This is a genomic window from Pseudomonas sp. UBA6276 (genome assembly GCF_002438365.1).
Lineage (GTDB): Bacteria > Pseudomonadota > Gammaproteobacteria > Pseudomonadales > Pseudomonadaceae > Aquipseudomonas > Aquipseudomonas coleopterorum.
Genome location: NZ_DJUS01000167.1, coordinates 1 through 2,997, shown reverse-complemented (window position 1 = coordinate 2,997; position 2,997 = coordinate 1). Strand labels below are relative to the sequence as shown.

The 2,997-nt window shown below is 62.4% G+C and carries 4 protein-coding genes; all 4 read left to right on the top strand.

What is annotated here, in order from left to right; genetic code table 11:
• Positions 1-413 (top strand): TOBE-like domain-containing protein (locus B2V21_RS19205; RefSeq protein WP_286917718.1); only part of this gene is annotated, 413 nt, incomplete at its 5' end.
• 220 nt (positions 414-633) lie between these two features.
• Positions 634-1,215, top strand: a complete 582-nt coding sequence (locus B2V21_RS19200; RefSeq protein WP_049861563.1) for an alpha/beta hydrolase — start codon at positions 634-636, stop codon at positions 1,213-1,215.
• A 53-nt stretch (positions 1,216-1,268) separates the two neighbouring features.
• Entirely contained in the window at positions 1,269-2,210 is a 942-nt protein-coding gene (locus B2V21_RS19195; protein ID WP_286917717.1) for a sigma 54-interacting transcriptional regulator, read from the top strand.
• A gap of 100 nt (positions 2,211-2,310) precedes the next feature.
• On the top strand, positions 2,311-2,997 hold a 687-nt coding region (locus B2V21_RS19190; protein ID WP_286917716.1), incomplete at its 3' end, for a MetQ/NlpA family ABC transporter substrate-binding protein.

Below are 2,997 nucleotides of genomic sequence, written 5' to 3'. Positions count from 1 at the left end.
TGACTCACGACCAGGAAGAGGCCATGGAAGTGGCCGATCGCATCGTGGTGATGAACAAGGGCGTCATCGAACAGATCGGCTCGCCGGGCGATGTGTACGAGAATCCGGCCAGCGATTTCGTGTATCACTTCCTGGGTGATTCCAACCGTCTGCAATTGGGCGGTGAGGAGCATGTGCTGTTTCGTCCGCACGAGGTGTCGCTGTCGCGCCATGAGTTGGAGGACCATCATGCTGCCGAGGTGCGTGACATTCGCCCGTTGGGCGCGACCACGCGGGTGACGTTGAAGGTCGAGGGGCAGAGCGATCTGATCGAGGCGGAAGTGGTCAAGGACCATGACAGCCTGAGTGGTCTGGCGCGCGGCGAGACGTTGTTCTTCAAGCCCAAGGTGTGGCAGAAGGCGTCAGGCCTGTAGCGGCGGTGCGTCAGACGTACCGCATGTGCTGCCGACGCGGCTCGCGCCGCTGCTACAGGAGATCGCGCACACCTGTAGCAGCGGCGCGAGCCGCGTCCGGGTTTGATGTGGCGCATCAATGGAATATTTGGTTATTACCAAATAGCTTCTTATTCCTTAACGCGTATAACTCCTTTCCCTATACTGGCCTCCAACGCAACGTTTGCAGGAGGCGCATCCCATGCGCAATGAGTCGATCCGCTATCTGATCGTGCCAGGCTGGCAGGGCTCGCCCGATGACCATTGGCAAAGCCACTGGCAACGAAGCCTGCCCAACAGCGCGCGGGTCGAGCAGGACGATTGGCTCACGCCTCGGTGTGAAGACTGGGTGGCAGCGTTGGACCGGGCTGTGAATGCCAGCGCCGATCCTGTGATTCTCATTGCCCACAGCCTGGGCTGCGTGACGGTTGCACACTGGTCGGCCGACGCGTCGCTGGTTTCGCTGCGCAAGGTCCGTGGCGCTTTGCTGGTGGCGCCAGCGGATGTCGAGCGGCCAGCCTGCTCACCGGCCCTGCGCAACTTTGCACCGATCCCCAAGCACCTGTTGCCGTTCCCCAGCCAAGTGGTGGGCTCGGACAACGACCCAGCCGCCAGCGCCCCACGGGCCTTGCAACTGGCCCGTGACTGGGGGGCCGAAGCGGGCATCCTGGCGGGTGCTGGACATATCAACGTCAAGTCCGGGCATCAGCGCTGGGAACAGGGTTTCGCCTACCTGTACCGCCTGCAGAGTCGCATGGACCAGCACACCCAGCTGCGCGCCTGATTGCCTGAAAACCGAGTACGCCGCCTGCGTTCAGGCCGGTGGGAGCTTTGTCCATGACTGCATACCACGACACCTTCGGCCAGCCGCTGCTGACCTTTCCCGACGCCGACAAGAGCCCGCTGAGCATTCGTGCCAAGGCACTGGTGTTCGTCGACCCGCGATCGCGGCGCTTGCGCGAAGAGCTCGAACGGCTGGCGCCCAGGGCGTTGCCGGTGCTGATCCATGGCGAGAGCGGAACCGGCAAGGAGCTGCTCGCCCGGCACATCCACCGGGCCAGTGATCGCGGTGGGCTGTTCGTTTCGGTCAACTGCGGTGCGATCAGCCCGACCTATGCCGATGCCGAACTGTTCGGCTACAGCGCAGGCGCCCACAGCGGTACGGCCAGCAGCCGGGCCGGCTGGTTCGGCTCGGCCAACGGCGGCACTCTGTATCTGGACGAGATCGCCGACCTGCCACTGGCCATACAGACCAAATTGCTCGCGGCACTGGAAACCCACGAAGTCACGCGCGTCGGCGCGGCCCAGCCCAATCCGGTGGACGTACGCCTGGTGGCCGCGTCGAGCATCGATCTGGCCCAGGCCGTGGCGGCTGGCAAATTCAACGAGCGCCTGTATGCCTATCTGGGCGAAGGCCGCCTGACGCTGCCGCCGTTGCGTGAACGGATCGGCGATATCCTGGCGCTGGCCGAGTATTTCCTGGGCATCTACAGCCATCGCCTGAACCTGGCGGTGCCGCTGATCAGCACCCAGGCGCAGCAGGTGCTTGAGCGACACGACTGGCCCGGCAACACCCGCGAGCTGGAAAACGTCATCCATTTTGCCCTGCTGGTGAGCAGCGGCGACGAGATCCTGCCCGAGCATCTCAATCTGCCCTCGGCAGCATACACCTTGGGGCATATCGAACGGCAACTGACCCAGGCGCTCAAGCACGTCGACCCGACGGCCTTGGCTGCAGTGCTGACCCGCCACCTAGAGCGTTTGCACAAAAAGGCATAAGCAGCGAACTAAAAGGTATTTGTAGGAATATTAATTCCGGGTATTGTCCGCGCAAGGCTGGCCATTTGCTGCCGCCGGCACCCAATTTCAAGGACTTAGCATGAAGAAGGCTTTGCTGTTCACCGCTCTGGCGGCCTCCCTGTCTTTCGGCCTGGCCAACGCGGCAGACAAACTCGTGGTTGCGGCCACACCGGTTCCCCACGCCGAGATCCTCGAGCTGATCAAGCCGACCCTGGCCAAGGAAGGCGTTGACCTGGACATCAAGGTCTTCACCGACTACGTGCAACCCAACGTGCAGGTCAACGAGAAGCGTCTGGACGCCAACTACTTCCAGACCCTGCCGTACCTGGAAAGCTTCAACAAGGGCAAGGGCACCAACCTGGTCACCGTGATCGGCGTGCACGTCGAGCCCTTCGGCGGTTACTCCAAGAAGGTCAAATCGCTGAGCGAACTCAAGGACGGCGCGACCGTGGCCATCCCCAACGAGGGCAGCAACAGCGGCCGTGCGTTGATCCTGCTGCAGAAAGCCGGCCTGATCACCCTGAAGGATCCGAGCAACGCTCTGGCCACTCCGAAGGACATCGCCAGCAACCCCAAGAACCTCAAGTTCAAGGAGCTGGAATCGGCCATGCTGCCGCGCGTGCTGGATCAGGTTGATCTTGACATGATCAACACCAACTACGCACTGGAAGCAGGCCTGAACCCGGCCAAGGACGCCTTGGTCATCGAAGGTTCGGATTCGCCTTACGTGAACTTCCTGGTGGCCCGTCCGGACAACAAGGACAGC